This window comes from Alphaproteobacteria bacterium (assembly GCA_019635875.1).
GTDB lineage: Bacteria > Pseudomonadota > Alphaproteobacteria > Reyranellales > Reyranellaceae > JAFAZJ01.
In genome coordinates this window covers 96,175-110,652 of record JAHBYP010000003.1, presented here as the reverse complement: position 1 = coordinate 110,652, position 14,478 = coordinate 96,175, and the positions used below count along the sequence as shown (strand labels likewise).

The 14,478-nt window shown below is 69.0% G+C and carries 16 protein-coding genes and 2 pseudogenes; 9 read left to right on the top strand and 9 right to left on the bottom strand.

Annotated features, from left to right (window positions below):
• Positions 1–11: 11 nt before the first annotated feature.
• The 5 genes from KF889_11840 to fabI form a co-directional block, all read right to left on the bottom strand.
• Positions 12–977 carry a radical SAM protein gene (locus tag KF889_11840; GenBank protein ID MBX3500128.1) on the bottom strand — a complete coding sequence of 322 codons (966 nt, stop codon included), beginning with the start codon at positions 975–977 and terminating at the stop codon, positions 12–14.
• Positions 978–1,039: 62 nt separating this feature from the next.
• The gene (locus tag KF889_11835; protein ID MBX3500127.1) at positions 1,040–1,612 is read right to left on the bottom strand and encodes a peroxidase-related enzyme; all 573 of its coding nucleotides are present in this window, start codon (positions 1,610–1,612) and stop codon (positions 1,040–1,042) included.
• Between the two features lie 7 nt (positions 1,613–1,619).
• The gene (locus tag KF889_11830; protein MBX3500126.1) at positions 1,620–2,141 is read right to left on the bottom strand and encodes a hypothetical protein; all 522 of its coding nucleotides are present in this window, start codon (positions 2,139–2,141) and stop codon (positions 1,620–1,622) included.
• Positions 2,141–3,211 (bottom strand): chorismate synthase, encoded by a 1,071-nt coding sequence (aroC, locus tag KF889_11825; GenBank protein ID MBX3500125.1) that lies wholly within the window; start codon positions 3,209–3,211, stop codon positions 2,141–2,143. The genes KF889_11830 and aroC overlap by 1 nt, the downstream gene beginning before the upstream one ends.
• 2 nt (positions 3,212–3,213) lie before the next feature.
• Positions 3,214–4,050 carry an enoyl-ACP reductase FabI gene (fabI, locus tag KF889_11820; protein ID MBX3500124.1) on the bottom strand — a complete coding sequence of 279 codons (837 nt, stop codon included), beginning with the start codon at positions 4,048–4,050 and terminating at the stop codon, positions 3,214–3,216.
• Between the two features lie 178 nt (positions 4,051–4,228).
• Here fabI and pdxH point away from each other — a divergent pair, with 178 nt between their 5' ends.
• Positions 4,229–4,825 (top strand): pyridoxamine 5'-phosphate oxidase, encoded by a 597-nt coding sequence (gene pdxH / locus KF889_11815; protein MBX3500123.1) that lies wholly within the window; start codon positions 4,229–4,231, stop codon positions 4,823–4,825.
• Between the two features lie 9 nt (positions 4,826–4,834).
• A complete protein-coding gene (locus KF889_11810; GenBank protein ID MBX3500122.1) occupies positions 4,835–5,734 on the top strand; it encodes a cation diffusion facilitator family transporter in 900 nt (299 codons plus the stop codon).
• 207 nt (positions 5,735–5,941) lie between these two features.
• On the opposite strand, the gene KF889_11805 is transcribed toward KF889_11810, so the two are convergent.
• Positions 5,942–6,373: a hypothetical protein gene (locus tag KF889_11805; GenBank protein MBX3500121.1), complete on the bottom strand. Its 432-nt coding sequence runs from the start codon at positions 6,371–6,373 to the stop codon at positions 5,942–5,944.
• Positions 6,374–6,567: 194 nt separating this feature from the next.
• On the opposite strand from KF889_11805, the gene KF889_11800 reads away from it, so the two are divergent.
• Both KF889_11800 and KF889_11795 read left to right on the top strand, forming a co-directional pair.
• Entirely contained in the window at positions 6,568–7,773 is a 1,206-nt protein-coding gene (locus KF889_11800) for an MFS transporter (protein ID MBX3500120.1), read from the top strand.
• A 19-nt stretch (positions 7,774–7,792) separates the two neighbouring features.
• Positions 7,793–8,771: pseudogene (locus KF889_11795) on the top strand (2-dehydropantoate 2-reductase).
• Here KF889_11795 and hemA read toward each other — a convergent pair.
• The gene (gene hemA, locus KF889_11790) at positions 8,756–9,988 is read right to left on the bottom strand and encodes a 5-aminolevulinate synthase (protein MBX3500119.1); all 1,233 of its coding nucleotides are present in this window, start codon (positions 9,986–9,988) and stop codon (positions 8,756–8,758) included. The pseudogene KF889_11795 and the gene hemA overlap by 16 nt on opposite strands.
• Before the next feature lie 133 nt (positions 9,989–10,121).
• Here hemA and KF889_11785 point away from each other — a divergent pair, with 133 nt between their 5' ends.
• From KF889_11785 to KF889_11765, 5 genes and pseudogenes are all read left to right on the top strand, one after another.
• On the top strand, positions 10,122–11,396 hold the full coding sequence (locus KF889_11785) for a serine hydrolase (GenBank protein MBX3500118.1): 1,275 nt from the start codon (positions 10,122–10,124) through the stop codon (positions 11,394–11,396).
• Positions 11,397–11,549: 153 nt separating this feature from the next.
• Positions 11,550–11,864 (top strand): hypothetical protein, encoded by a 315-nt coding sequence (locus KF889_11780; GenBank protein MBX3500117.1) that lies wholly within the window; start codon positions 11,550–11,552, stop codon positions 11,862–11,864.
• Entirely contained in the window at positions 11,804–11,992 is a 189-nt protein-coding gene (locus tag KF889_11775) for a cupin domain-containing protein (GenBank protein MBX3500116.1), read from the top strand. Before KF889_11780 ends, KF889_11775 begins: the two co-directional genes overlap by 61 nt.
• 336 nt (positions 11,993–12,328) lie before the next feature.
• Positions 12,329–12,909 (top strand): annotated as a pseudogene (locus KF889_11770) (ferritin-like domain-containing protein).
• A gap of 61 nt (positions 12,910–12,970) precedes the next feature.
• On the top strand, positions 12,971–13,333 hold the full coding sequence (locus tag KF889_11765; protein MBX3500115.1) for a c-type cytochrome: 363 nt from the start codon (positions 12,971–12,973) through the stop codon (positions 13,331–13,333).
• Between the two features lie 100 nt (positions 13,334–13,433).
• Here the strand turns inward: KF889_11765 and KF889_11760 are convergent, their stop codons facing one another.
• Together KF889_11760 and KF889_11755 are read right to left on the bottom strand one after the other, a co-directional pair.
• Entirely contained in the window at positions 13,434–13,673 is a 240-nt protein-coding gene (locus KF889_11760) for a hypothetical protein (GenBank protein MBX3500114.1), read from the bottom strand.
• A gap of 11 nt (positions 13,674–13,684) precedes the next feature.
• Complete coding sequence (locus KF889_11755) at positions 13,685–14,428, bottom strand: sulfite exporter TauE/SafE family protein (protein MBX3500113.1); 744 nt, start codon at positions 14,426–14,428, stop codon at positions 13,685–13,687.
• Positions 14,429–14,478 lie beyond the last annotated feature (50 nt).

Sequence of the window (14,478 nt, the reverse complement as noted above, 5' to 3'; positions counted from 1 at the left end):
TCCCAGGTGATCTACGGCCGGTCGATCCACTGCGCCGCGGCGCGGCGCTTGGTGTAGATGTCGCAGGTCGTGCACGGGATGTCGGCGCGTTCGCCGGCCTCGCCGCGCAGCATCGCCTTGGCATGGCGCATCTTCTCGTGGCCGAGCGCCTCGTCCATGCCCTGGCGGAAGACGTTGCCGCCGAAATCGCCCCAGAAATTGCGGCAGCAGCCCAGCACCTTGCCGTCCCAGTTGATCTGCGGCTCGTCCCACAGCTGCAGGCACATGTCGGCGAGATAGGCCTCGCCGGTCTGCGCTTCCCAGTCGGAGCGGCGCACCGCGGGCGTGTCGAGCCAGCGCATCACCTCGGGCGAGACCTCGGTCGGCGCGATGTCCTCGTCCCACGAGAGCTTGAGCTTGAAGCGCATGCCGAGCTGCGTCGCCATGGCGTGCGCGATCTCGACCTCGTGCTTGTTGTGCTCGAACAGGATCATGCGCCACACCAGCAGCGGCTCGTCGACGCCGAGCCTGGCCTTCCAGTCGTTGATCGCCCGGATGTTCGCCAGCACCTTGGCGAGATCGCCGCGCACCCGGTACTTCTCGTAGGTCTCCTGCGTCGCGCCGTCGATCGAGCACATGATCGACTGCACGCGATAGCGCACCAGCGCCTCGAGCGCCGCCGGCGAGGCGGTGTTGAGGTTGGCGCCGTTGGCGATCATCGTCGCTACACCGCGCTCGTGGGCGATGCGCAGGATCTCGGGCATCCGCGGGTTCATCAGCGCCTCGCCGTAGTTCGACAGCTCGACCTCGCGAATCGCGGGGTTGGCGTCGAGCAGGGCGGCGAAGTCCTCGGGCTTGAGGAAGCCCTTGCCGACATGCGCGTCGATCGCCCGATCCGTCGTCGGGCAGGACGGACAGCGCAGCTGGCAGAACGACGACGCCTCCAGCCGGATGCGGCTGGGCGTCGATGTGTCGATCGGCAGGGCCGTGTCTGGCATGGGCTACCGCATCGGAGTTACCTTCCCCCGCTGGCGGGGGAAGGTATGAAATCGGGCGCGCATCAGCGGCTCTGCGTGTGGTACTCGGGGTTGGGCATCATCTCCGTGCCATGCGCCATGCGGTTGGACATGTTGAAGAACGCCACGACGTCGCAGAGATCGTACAGGTCGCGCTCGCTGAAGCCCAGCCGGCGCAGTGCCTCGCGATCGGCGTCGCCGACGTCGAAGGGAGTCTGCGTCAGCTTCCAGGCGAAATCGAGCATGGCGCGCTGTCGCACCGGCAGCTCGGCGACGCGGTAGTTCATCACCAGCATCTCGCCCAGTTGCGGGTCGCCGGCGTACTGCCGGACCGCCTGGCCATGGGCGACGAGGCAGTAGTAGCAGCGGTTCGCGCTCGAGACGACGACCGCCACCATCTCGCGCTCGAGCTTGCTCAGCCCCGACTCGCCCAGCATCAGTTCGTTGTACATGGAGATGAAGGCGCGGGCCTTCTTCGGGTTGGTCGAAACCGCGCGGATGACATTGGGCACCATGCCGAGCTTCTCGACGCACTTGGCCCAGTACTTCTCGAGATCCGCCTCGGTCGGATCGGCGGACGGGATGTCGAGCTTCCAGAGATGGGCGGGCTGCGGCATGGGGTCCTCACTGCAGGGGCAGGCCGGGCTTCCACGCCCGGATCGCGTCGTACACGTCGCGCATCGGCCGGTCGAGGCCGTTGAAGCGCACGCCCACCGACGCGCCGCCCCCGGGAACGGCGGTGAGGTTGTCGTCCAGGTTGAACAGCGACAGGTTCAGGCGGCCGAACAGCTCGGGCGTGATGCCGATCTGAAGCGTGCGGCGCATGCCGCGCGGGCGGGCGAGGCGGATATCGGCCCAGGGCAGCAGGACGTCGCGGCCGAAGCCGAGCCAGATGCCCTTGTTGTCGATGACGATCTGCGGCCGCGTCTCGCGCAGCCGCAGGATGGAGCGGATGGCGTAGTAGAGCAGGCCGGCGGCACCGAGGCCGAGCAGGATCAGCCGGCCGGAAGATTCCTCGCCCACCATCCTGTCGTAGTTCGCCAGCACCCACAGCGCCGATGCGGCCGGCAGCATGATGCCCACCGCCGCCAGCGTGACGTGAAAGGTCTGGCTGAACCGGATCTCGAGGCGCTCGCGCTTGGGCATCAGCCGCACTGCGCGCGATGGCGCAGCAGATGGTCGGCCAGCACGCAGGCGATCATCGCTTCGGCCACCGGGGTGGCGCGGATGCCGACGCAGGGATCGTGGCGGCCGGTGGTGCGGATCTCGATGTCATTGCCGTGCCGGTCGACGCTGCGCACCGGCGTGAGGATGGAGGAGGTGGGCTTCACCGCCATGCGCGCGACGATGTCCTGGCCCGAGGAGATGCCGCCCAGGATGCCGCCGGCGTGGTTGGCGAGGAACGTGACCTTGCCGTCCTTCATGCGCATCTCGTCGGCGTTCTCCTCGCCGGAGTGCCCGGCCGCGGCGAAACCATCGCCAATCTCGACGCCCTTCACGGCGTTGATCGTCATCAGTCCACGCGCGATGTCGCTGTCGAGCTTGTCGTAGATCGGCGCGCCGAGGCCTACAGGCACGCCTGACGCCACGACTTCTATGACCGCGCCGACGGAAGAGCCGCGCTTGCGCACCTCGTCGAGATAGCCCTCCCAGACCTGCGCCGCCTGCCGGTCGGGGCACCAGAAGGGATTGTCTCCGACCGCGTCCCAATCCCATTTGCTGCGGTCGATCCTCTGCCGGCCCATCTGCACCACGGCGCCGCGCACCGTGACGCCCGTGCCGAGGATCTTGCGAGCGATGGCGCCGGCGGCGACGCGCACCGCCGTCTCGCGCGCCGATTGCCGGCCGCCGCCGCGGTAGTCGCGCACGCCGTATTTCTGCAGGTAGGTGTAGTCGGCATGCGCCGGCCGGAACTGATCCTTGATCGCGCCGTAGTCCTTGGAGCGCTGGTCGACATTCTCGATCAGCAGCGAGATCGGCGTGCCCGTGGTGACGCCCTCGAACACGCCCGACAGGATCTTCACCGCGTCCGGCTCCTGGCGCTGCGTCACGAAACGCGAGGTGCCGGGCCGGCGCTTGTCGAGATAGGCCTGGATGTCGGCTTCTGTCAGGGGAATGCGCGGCGGCGTGCCGTCGACGACGCAGCCGATCGCCGGGCCGTGGCTTTCGCCCCAGCTCGTGAACCGGAAGAGATGGCCGAAGGTGTTGTCCGCCACACTCAGTCCTTGAAATCGGCGAGCAGCTCGCCGAGCTGCGGCGCCGAGGAGGTCTTGATCATGCCGACGACGTGGTAGCCGGAATCGACGTGCATCACCTCGCCGGTGACGCCGCTGCCGAGATCCGACAGCAGGAACAGGCCGGCGCCGCCGACCTCTTCCGTGGTGACGTTGCGCTTGAGCGGCGAGTTCAGCTCGTTCCACTTCAGGATATAGCGGAAATCGCCGATGCCCGAGGCCGCTAGCGTCTTGATCGGGCCGGCCGAGATGGCGTTGACGCGGATGCCCAGATCGCCCACGTCGGCAGCGAGGTAGCGCACGCTGGCCTCGAGCGCGGCCTTGGCGACGCCCATGACGTTGTAATGCGGCATGACGCGCTCGGCGCCGTAGTAGGTCAGCGTCAGCAGGCTGCCACCCTTCTTCATCCGCGGCACGGCGCGTTGCGCGACGGCGGTGAAGGAGTAGCAGCTGATGTTCATCGTCATCGCGAAATTGTCGGCCGAGGTGTCGAGGTAGCGGCCCCTGAGCTCGTCCTTGTTCGAGAAGCCGATGCAGTGCACGACGAAGTCGAGCTCGCCGCCCCAGCGCTTGTCGATCTCGGCGAAGACCGCGTCGATGCTGGCGGGGTCCGTGACGTCGCAGGGCGCCGTGAAGTTGCTGCCGATCGACGCGGCCAGCGGCTCGACCCGGCGCTTGAGCGCGTCGCCCTGGTAGGTGAAGGCGAGCTCGGCGCCATGGTCGTGGACCGTCTTGGCGATGCCCCAGGCGATCGAGCGGTCGTTGGCGACGCCCATGATCAGGCCCTTCTTGCCGGCCATGAGCTGCGTCGGGGCGGTCATACGGAAACCTCTGGAATCGTTGCGTATCAGGTCGTTGATGTCGCCGATTGCGACGATTTTTCAACAGTTTGTGTCAGCTTGTAGCGGGCGGCCCGAACGGCCGCAAGGGGAACGCGCCCGCCAACAGGGACAATCGGCCACTGGTTTCCCGGCATGCCGGCCGGCCATAGTCGCGACCATGAGCGAGCCCAGTGACGATCCGTGGCAGAGCTTTGGCGCGTGGTTCGCCGAGGCCGAGAAGAGCGAACCCAACGATCCCAATGCCCTGGCCCTGGCGACGGTGGGCGCCGACGGCATGCCGTCGCTGCGCATGGTGCTGCTGAAGGGCTGGGATCGCGACGGCTTCGTCTTCTACACCAACTATGAGAGCCGCAAGGGCGAGCAGCTGCTGGCGCACCCCAAGGCGGCGCTGCTGTTCCACTGGAAGTCGCTGCGCCGTCAGGTGCGCATCGAGGGACCGGTCACCAGGACGACGCCGGAGGAGGCGGACGCCTATTTCGCCACCCGCGCGCGCGGCAGCCAGATCGGCGCCTGGGCCTCGACCCAGTCGCGGCCGCTGGAGAGCCGCTTCGCGCTGGAGAAGCGTGTCGCCGAGTATGGCGCGAAGCATCTGATCGGCAGCGTGCCGCGGCCGCCGCACTGGTCGGGCTTCCGCGTCGCGCCGCTGATGATGGAGTTCTGGCGCGACATGCCCTTCCGTCTGCATGATCGGACCGTCTTCCGACGCCCGGACGTCACCGCATCGACGTGGCAATCCGAAAAGCTCTACCCCTGAGGCCCGACGATGGCGGGCGATGAACGCGCCCGGCTGGTGCGTGCAGCGACATACGCCTCCACGTCGGTCGCGCTGACCCTGGTCCTCGCCAAGCTGGGCGCATGGGCACTGACCGGATCGGTGAGCCTGCTGTCGTCTCTGGTCGACTCGGCACTCGACCTTGTGGCTTCTGCGATCACCTGGCTCGCCGTGCGTCACGCGATGAATCCGGCCGACCGCGAGCATCGCTTCGGGCACGGCAAGGCCGAGGCACTGGCGGCCCTGGCTCAGGCGGGATTCATTCTTGCCTCGGTCGCCGGGCTGCTTCTCGCCGGCATCGAGCGCCTGATGATGCCGCATCCCATCGTGCGCGAGGAGATCGGCATCGCGGTCAGCGTGCTGGCGATCGTGCTGACCGGCGGGCTGGCGGCGTTTCAGCGCCATGTCGTGCGACGCACCGCATCGGTGGCCATCGCCGCCGACGCGCTGCACTACCGATCGGACCTGCTGGTCAATCTCGCCGTCGTCGTGACCCTGCTCGTCACGGCGCGCTACGGCATCGTGTGGCTGGATTCGGTGACGGCCATCGCCATCGCGCTGTACCTGCTTGTCGGCGTGCGGGCCATCATCGGCCAGGCGCTCGACGTGCTGATGGATCGCGAGCTGCCGCAGGCCGATCGCCTGCGCATCGAGGCGATCGTGCACGCCCATCCGGCGGCGCGGCATCTGCATGGCCTGCGCACGCGCAGCTCGGGGCTGACGCAGTTCATCGAGCTGCACGTCGCCTTCGACCCTGACCTGTCGCTGGCCGTCGTGCATCGCTACGGCGACGAGATCGAGGCCGGCATCAAGGCCGCGTTCCCGCAGGCCGAAGTGCTGCTGCACCACGACCCCTTCGGGCTCGAGGTGCCCGAGCGCGATCCGACGTGAGGTGGGCAGTTCCGGATGACGGACTTGCCTTGGTCTTACCTTCCCCCCGGAGGGGGAAGGTGCCCGGAGGGCGGAAGGGGGATGTCGAAGACGGACACCGGCCTCGTTGAGGCATCCCCCATCCGTCGCGCTTCGCGCGCCACCTTCCCCCTCCGGAGGAAGGTAAAGCCGAAGTTCATATGCAGCGGGGTGTGAGGGCGGTGGGCGTTACGCGACGAACTGGCGGAAGAGGTGGCGCAGGTCCTGCTTTTCCTGCGGCGTGATCTCGCCGTCGAGAACGCGCGCTTCCCAGGAGCGCAGCTCCTTCTTCACGTGGCTGGGTGTGCGCGGGCTGAGCAGCAGCATGAAGAACTGCTCGTAGGGCGACAGCTCGCGATCGCGTCGCATGCCCATCGGGCCTGCGCCGGGCGCCGTCGCTGCCGCGGTCGACCGGGCGGAGCCGTTCATGTCGTAGTCGGAGCCTGATCGGACGACCTGCCCCTTGGGGTGCAGGTCGGGACGCAGGATCTCTTCCCAGGAGAATCCCGCCTCGCGGACCATGGTCGTGGCCAGCTTTGCCGCCGCCATGACTTCTCCGGCATGATCACTGCCCAGAATCTCGAGGATCTTGGCCAGCGTCGCCTTGCTGAACTGGGTCATTGGGGACCCTCTCCCTAGCCGGTTCCGGGGGGCGGAGGGCCGGCATTGATCTTGAGAAACAATGGACTGACCAATTTTCTTGGCTTGGGCACAAGATATGGGTTATCCACAGTGAAAGCAAGCAAGGTCTGGTTGTCCCCGGCGCGGAACAATCGTTCCCACCCGATCCGCCGGATGTGCCACACATCCGCCGCATGTCCGCGTCCGAGCCATCCCCCGATCCCGGTTTCCGCGCCTATCTCGGTGGCCTGAGTTCCTGGTTTCTCGCCCAGGGCATCGGCATGGTCATGGTGCAGTGGCTGGTGAGCGACGTGCTGCACCGGCCGGCCGACGATCTCGGCCTGGTGCAGATGTGCGCCATGGGGCCGTCGCTGCTGTTCATGCTCTATGGCGGCGCGGTCGCCGATCGCGGCGACGCGCGGCGCCAGCTCATCGTCTGCCATGCGCTGGCGGCCGTGCCGCCCGTCGCGCTGGCCGTGCTGGTCGTCATGGGAGAGCTGAGCTTCTTGGCGATGATCGCCTATGGCGCCGTCGCCGGCACCATCGCGGCCTTCGCCATTCCCGCGCGCGACGGGCTGCTGCCGCGGGTCACGCGATTGCCGATGCCGCGCGCCGTGGCGATCGCCACCGGCATGCAGTTCCTGACCCAGCTGCTCGGCATCGCCGCGGCGATGGCGGCGGATCGCACGGGGGCGGCGCCGCTGCTGGTCGTCCAGGCGTTGGCGGTGGGGCTGGGCGCGATCGCCATCGTGCGTCTCCACCCGCAGGCCGCGGCGCGGCCGCCGTCGGATGCAGGCAGCGGTCTCGTCGACGGCGTACGCGTCGCGATGCGCGAGCCGCGCATCTGGCCGGTGATCGCGCTGATCTTCGCCATCGGCCTGTTCTACGTCGCGCCGTTCGTCGTCGTGCTGCCGATCGCGGTGCGTGACGTCTATGGCGGCGGCTCGGCGCGGCTGGCGCTGCTCAACCTGATGTTCTGGGCCGGCACGATCGCCGCGAGCTTCGCCATCGCCCGCTTCGGAACGCGCCTCGTCCATCGCGGCCGCGCCATGGTGCTGGCGCTGGCCATGGGCTTCGTCGTGCTGGCGCTGATGGCGCTGCTGCCACCGTTTCCCGTGGTGCTGGCGCTGATCTTCATCTGGGGCACCGGTGCCGGCGTGACCATGACGCAGGGCAGGACCATCGTGCAGATGGCGGCGCCCGCCAGTCATCGCGGCCGCGTGCTGGCGCTGTTCCAGCTCGGCTTCATGGGTGGTGCGCCGATCGGCGCCCCGATCGTCGGCACCATCGCCAGCGGCCACGGGCTGACGGCGGCGATGCTGGTCGCCGTGGTCGGCATGATCTGCGTGATCGCCATCGTGCTCGCGACCTCCAGGATCTGGCGCGAGCGGTCGCTGTAGCGGGGCACGGGAATCGACGATGCGTATCTGCGTGTTCGGGGCGGGCGCCGTGGGCGGCCACATCGCGGCCAAGCTGTCGGCCGCCGGCAACGAGGTCTCGATCGTCGCGCGCGGGCCGAACCTCGCGGCGATCCGCGAACGCGGCATCCGCCTGCACACCGGCGAGCGCGTGATCGAGGCCAGGGTGAGGGCCTCCGACAACGCCGCCGAGCTCGGGCCGCAGGATGTCGTGCTGGCGACGCTGAAGGCGAACGCGCTGGTCGCGCTGGTCGAGGGCGCCAGGCCGCTGCTGGGCGGGGACACCGCGGCCGTGTTCGTGCAGAACGGCATTCCCTGGTGGTACGCGCACGGCCTGTCGCCGTCGCGGCCAAGGCCGCCGGACCTGTCGCGGCTCGATCCCGGCGGCGCGCTGGCGAAGGCGCTGCTGCCCGACCGGGTGATCGGCGGCGTGGTCTATTCGTCGAACGAGGTGGTCGAGCCCGGCGTGATCCACAACGGCACACCCAGCCGCAACATCCTGCATGTCGGCGAGACCGACGACAGGGCGAGCGCGCGCGTCGACAGGCTGCGCGAGACGCTGGTCGCCGCCGGCATGGCCTCGCCGCCGACCGGCGACATCAGGCGCAACGCCTGGCACAAGCTGATGGCCAATCTCTCGGGCTCGGTGATGTGCCTGCTGACCGGCCAGGCGATCCCGGTGCTGCGGCAGCCGGGCATCAACGAGGTCTGCCGCCGCGCGCTGGCCGAGGGGCTGGCCACCGCGCGCGCCCACGGCGTCGACCTCGACATCGATGTCGAGCACCGGCCGCGTCTACCAGAACCACAAGCCGTCGATCCTGCAGGACTACGAGCTCGGCCGGCCGATGGAGATCGAGGCGATCGTCAAGGCGCCGCACGCCTTCGCCCGGGTCGCGGGGCTCGACACGCCGACGCTCGATGTGATGGTGGCGCTGGCCGCCAACCTGGCGGCGGCGAATGGGCTCTACTCGGCCGCCTGACGCCGCTCGGGCATCAGGGTCTGCCAGACATCGACCAGGGCGGCGACCAGGCGATCCATCGCCGCGTCGTCGTGCGCCGGCGTCGGCGTGATGCGCAGGCGTTCGGCGCCGCGCCCCACGGTGGGATAGTTGATCGGCTGCACGTAGATGTCATGGCGATCCATCAGCAGGTCGCTGGCCGCCTTGCACAGCGCGGCGTCGCCGACGAACAGCGGCACGATATGGCTGACCGAGGGCATCACCGGCAGGCCCACGGCCGCCAGCCGGGCCTTGAGCGTCGCGGCGCGCTCCTGGTGCCGCGCGCGGCGCTCGGCGCCCTCGCTCTTCAGATAGCGCACCGCGGCCAGCGCGCCGGCGGCGATCGAAGGCGGCATCGAGGTGCTGAAGATGAAGCCGTTGCCGTTGCTGCGGATGAAGTCGACCAGCCCGGCATCGGCCGCGACATAGCCGCCGACCACGCCAAAGCCCTTGGCGAGGGTACCCTGGATGACGTCGAGGCGATGCATCACGCCGTCGCGCTCGGCCACGCCGGCGCCGCGCGCGCCGTACATGCCCACGGCGTGCACCTCGTCGAGATAGGTCAGCGCGCCGAACTCCTGCGCCACGTCGCACAGCGTGCTGATCGGCGCGATGTCGCCGTCCATCGAGTACACCGACTCGAAGGCCACCAGCTTCGGCACCTTCGGATCGGCGGCCGCCAGCAGCTCGCGCAGATGGTCGGGATCGTTGTGACGAAAAATGTGGTAGGGCGCGCGGCTGTTGCGGATGCCGGCGATCATCGAGGCGTGGTTGAAGGCGTCGGAGAACACCACGCAGCCGGGCAGGCGCGAGGCCAGCGTGCCCAGCGTCGTCTCGTTGGCGACATAGCCCGAGGTGAACACCAGGGCGGCGTCCTTGCCGTGCAGGTCGGCGAGCTCGTGCTCCAGCTCGACATGCAGGTGGTTGGTGCCGGAGATGTTGCGCGTGCCGCCGGCGCCCGCGCCCTGCCTGAGGATCGCCGCGGCCATCGCCCCGGTGACCACCGGATGGCTGCCCATCGCCAGGTAGTCGTTGCTGCACCACACGGTGACTTCGCGCGCCCGGCCGCGCTCGTCGCGGTAGAGCGCCAGCGGGAACCGGTCCGCCAGCCGCTCGAGATCGGCGAAGACCCGATAGCGCCCCTCGGCCTTCAGCGCCGCCAGCTGCTCGGCGAAGAAACCGGTGTAGTCGAACGACATGCCTCGGGACCTTTCGGGGCGGGCGGGCCTGCTCGGCAAACTAATGATGGAACACGTCATACCAAACAGAATTCCCGCAGGCGGACAAGGCCGCATTGACGCATGTCAAGCCGGGGGACAGGCTACGGGCGGCATGCTCGAAGCCCGGGTCGACCCATCGGCAGGCGGCAGCCGCGGTGCGTTCGCGGCCGCCGTGCGCAGCCTGCTGCTGTGCCTGAGCCTCCTCTTCATCCCATCGATCACGCGCGCCGCCCCCGACGAGGAGGCGCTGGGCAAGGCGGCCGGCTATCCCGTCGGCACGCGCGAGACCTGGTTCGCCGACGAGAAGCTGCGCGTCGGCTCGTACAGCCATCTCGACACCATCCTGCCGCACAACCGCATCGGGCGGGCGGACAGCGCGCGTCCGTTGCCGATCGCCGCCGCGGTTCCCGGCTATACCTATCGCTACTTCAGCGAGAAGCGGACGATCGACGACTTCCTCGCCGGCCGACGCGTCACCGGACTGATGGTGGTCAAGGACGGCGTCGTGCAGGTCGAGCGCTATCAGTACGACCGCACGGCAGCCCATCGCCTGCTGTCGAACTCCATCGCCAAGTCGATCGCCGCCATCGCCGTCGGCTTCGCGCTGGCCGAGGGCCGCATCCGCTCGCTCGACGATCACGCCGCGGTCTACGCTCCGGGCCTTGCCGGATCGGCCTACGGCGAGACGCCGATCCGCGCGCTGCTGCGCATGGGCTCGGGTGTTGCCTTCGCGGAGCGTTACGACGGCAAGGACGATCTCACCAGGTTCTTCAAGCTGCACGAGGCGGTCGGCAGCGTGGCGGCGCTGCGCACCTTCTCCGACCGCAGGCACCCGCCGAACACCCGCTTCCAGTACGCCTCGACCGAGACGGCCGTGCTCGGCTACGTGCTGACCGGCGCCACCGGGCAGAGCGTGTCGTCCTACATATCCGACCGGCTGTGGCGGCCGATGGGCGCCGAGGCCGACGCGACCTGGATCGTTGATTCCTCGCGCGTCGAGGCCACCATGGGCTACCTCAATGCCACCCTGCGCGATTTTGGCCGGCTGGCGATGCTGCTGGCCGATGACGGCGTGCGCGACGGCAGGCAGATCATCCCGCGCGACTTCCTGCTCGAGGCGACCGACCATCGCCGCCATCCGCCGGCCTTCGAGCCGGGTTCGGCGACGCCGTACTACGGCTATGGCTACAAGTTCTGGCTCTTCCCGGGCCGGGCTCGTCGTTTCGGGCTGTTCGGTGCGCACGGACAAGGGATCTTCGTCGATCCCGGGCTGCGCCTCGCCCTGGTGATCACCGCGGTTGAGCGCTCGGCGACCAGCGACGACGGCTTCGGCGCCGAACGCGACGCGCTGTGGCGCGGGCTGGTCGCGCATTACGGGAAATGGTGACGCTGGCGGGCCGGGACAGGCCGCGCGCCGCCGGCTGGATTGGGCGCGGTGCACGGGGTTCTGGACGATCCGCTGGTCGAGGCGCTGGCGGGCACGGCACGCGGCGAGCGCGAGGCGTTCGCGGCGCTGTACCGGGCGGCCGCGCCCGTGCTCATGGGCGTCGCGCTGACGGTGCTGCGCCGCCGCGACGCGGCCGAGGACGTGCTGCAGGAAGCCTTCGTCGCCATCTGGGACAAGGCCGGCCAGTACCGGCCCGAGCGCGGCGCGCCGATGGCCTGGATGGCGATGGTGGTGCGCCGCCGCGCCGTCGACCGCCTGCGGCGCGCGGCTCGGAGGTCAAGATCCTGCTGGTCGACAGGGTCCGGCGCGAGCGCTCGTTCCTGCTGCGGCTGGCGCCCGGCGGCCACGTGCCGGCGCACGATCATCCGACGACCGAGGAATGCATGGTGCTGTCGGGCGACATGGTGATCGGCGACACGGTCTTTTATGCCGGCGACTTCCACGCCGCGACGGCGGGCGTGAAGCACCCGGCGCTGACCAGCCACAACGGCGGCGTGATCTTCATCCGCGGGCCCATCTACGAGGGATATCCATAAGTCCTTCTCCCCGCGAAGGCGGGGAGAAGGTGCCCGAAGGGCGGATGAGGGGCTTGTGCGGTGCTGCCATCGGCAACGTCGGTGGTGTTGAGCGAGAAGCCCCTCATCCGCCTCGCTGGCGCTCGGCACCTTCTCCCCGCCTTCGCGGGGAGAAGGATAAGCTTACGCAGCGATCGTCGCGTCGGATGCATCGCCGCGATGATTCAGAGTTCACAAGTTCCTCACGTCGGCCACGCGCGCTCGTGATCGGCTGATCGCATCCTCCCATTGGCGGCGCCCGTAACAGGGCACGACGGTCAAGACATGACCTCGTCGACCACGAAGGGAGCAATCATCATGGATACCACTGTGAACGGCGGCCGCCGCAAGGTGCTGCGAGTCGGCGGCGCCTCGTTCCTGTCGGCCACCGCGGTCGCGCTGATCGCCGGCTGCGAGCGCATGGCGAGCCAGGCGCAGGCGCAGACAACCCGGCCGGCGACGTGCAGATCCTCAACGTCGCGCTGGGGCTGGAGCACGAGGCGATCAGCGCCTATTCGATCGCCGCCGGCAGCGGCCTGGTCACGAGGGCCGTGCTGCCGGTCGCGGTGACCTTCCAGGGCCATCACAAGGAGCATCGCGACGCGCTGATCGCCACCATCCGCAAGCTCGGTGGCACGCCGGTCGCGGCCAAGCCCGACGCCGAGGTCGCCCGGGCGCTCAACGCCGCCTCGCTGAAGAACCAGACCGACGTGCTGCGCCTGGCGCAGAAGCTCGAGCGCGGTGCGGCCAACGCCTATCTCGGCGTCATCCCGTCCTTCTCCGACAAGGCGCTATCGCAGGTCTCGGCCAAGCTCGCCTCGGACGAGACCGGCCACTGGATGGTGCTGAGCCAGGCGCTGGGCGATGCGCTCTCGCCCAAGGCGTTCTACGTCGGCTGAACCCCGCATCCGAGGGTCCCCGCCGCGTCGCGGCGGCGGGGATCGCGCACCGAGGTGACCCATGGATACGCTTCTCGCCTGCGCGGTGATCGCGGGCCAGCTCTGCATCGGCCCGCAGCTCGCCGCCAACGACGCCAGTCGCGGCAAGGAATTGTGGGAGGCGCGCTGCACCGGCTGCCACTCGCTTGAGGCCAACCGCATCGGCCCGCTGCATCGCGGCGTGTTCGGCCGCAAGGCGGGCACCGCGCCGGGCTTCAGCTACTCGACGGCGCTGAAGAATGCCGGCCACACCTGGAACGAGGCGACGCTCGACAAGTGGCTCGCGGCACCGGGGCAGTTCGTCCGCGGCAGCCGCATGGGCTTCTCGGTCGGCGACGCCAACGACCGCTCCGACATCATCGCCTATCTGAAGAGCGTCCGTTGACCTCACGGCGTCGTCCTGAGCGCAGCGAAGGACCTGGCGGTCGTGCCATCGTGCGCCGCGCTTGTATGTGACCGCGATACCGCAAGATCCTTCGCTGCGCTCAGGATGACGAGGTGGCCGTCTGCGCCAGCAGCGCGCGGCCCTGGTCGGTGATCTCGACGATCGTGCCCGCGCCGGCGACCGAGCGCGGCGCCACGAAGCCGCGCGCGCAGGCCTCCTCCCACACCGTGAGCCGCGGGCACGAGGTGCGCCAGGCGTCGATCAGCTCGGCGTAGGAGCGCGGCGCCTTGCCGACCCACTCGACGAGGTCGACGATCAGCGGATCGATCGGATCGCTCATGTCGCTGTCTCCTATAAGGTCGCCATCAGCCAGGCGCCGTGACCGACATAGTAGGTCGCGATCACCAGGATGATGCGGTTGGCCCAGGTGCGGAACTGCTTTTCCGACATGGCCTCGAGGATGCGCCGCGCCGCCGTCGTGCCGATCAGCGAGGCGGCGATGGCCAGGCCGGCAAGGATCGGATCGATCCCGGCGGCCTGGGTGACGATGCCGCCGAAATAGACCAGCTTGATGGCGTGGCCGAGCACCTGGCAGGTCGCCTTGGTCGCCACCAGCTGGCGGCGATCCATCGCGCCGCCGAGGAAATAGGTGTCGAGCAGCGGCCCGGATACGCCGGTCAGCAGCATCAGGCTGGTGCAGGCGCAGCCGAAGATCGTGCCGTGCAGCAGCTTGCCCGGGTCGGGCTTGAGCGATGCCGGCATCAGCCGCACGACGAAGGGCGACAGGCCGAGAAAAAGCAGGGCCAGCGGCCGCGTCGGCACGAAGGTCAGCAGCGACCACAGGCCCAGCGCCAGCGCGCAGCCCACCATGTAGTAGCCGACCGGCTTCCATACGATGTGGTCGCGCCACAGGAGTGCGCGCCAGCCATTCGAGGCCAACTGCGTGACCCCGTGCAGCACCATCGCGGCCGGCACCGGCATCAGGGCGAGCAGCACGCCCATCAGGATCAGGCCGCCGGCCATGCCGAAGATGCCCGAGAGGAAGGCGGTCGCGACCATGATCGCGAAGAGCAGGGCCATCAGCAGCGGCGTCATGCGCTTCCTCATGCGCCGCTTGTCGCCCGGCCGCAAACGGCGTTAAGTAG